This window comes from Acinetobacter sp. NIOH-H-8, assembly GCF_046635365.1.
Lineage (GTDB): Bacteria > Pseudomonadota > Gammaproteobacteria > Pseudomonadales > Moraxellaceae > Acinetobacter.
Window position 1 is genome coordinate 1 of the sequence record NZ_JBHDVN010000280.1, and the last position, 409, is coordinate 409.

At 47.7% G+C, this 409-nt stretch carries 1 protein-coding gene; it reads left to right on the top strand.

The window, feature by feature from the left end; genetic code table 11:
- On the top strand, positions 1–409 hold a 409-nt coding region (locus tag ACEWB7_RS18235), incomplete at both ends, for a hypothetical protein (protein ID WP_411581122.1).

Genomic DNA, 409 nt, shown 5'->3' on the forward strand with positions numbered 1-409 from the left:
TTGAAGCGATGGCATTAGGTCGCAAAGCAGCAATGAGTGTTGAGCGCTTTCTAACGACTCGCCCACTAACTGAAGACCGCGACTTCGAGCAAGAATACAGCTACTCATCTCGTCTAGACGTACCACTACCAAAAGGTACGGTAGATACCCCTCGCCTACACGGTGAGTTGCGTGATGCTGAAGAGCGTAAACAAGATTTTGCACAAGTGGATTTAGGCTTTACTGAAGCGCAAATCAAACAAGAAGCATCTCGCTGTCTGCAATGTAGCTGCAAGCTATGTATGACCGAGTGCATCATGATGAACGACTTCAGTGACTGTCCAAAGACCATCTTCTCTGACTTCGTGAACAACAAGTCGATGGATCCATTGCTGGCTTACTCATGTAACGCCTGTGACCAGTGCACCAT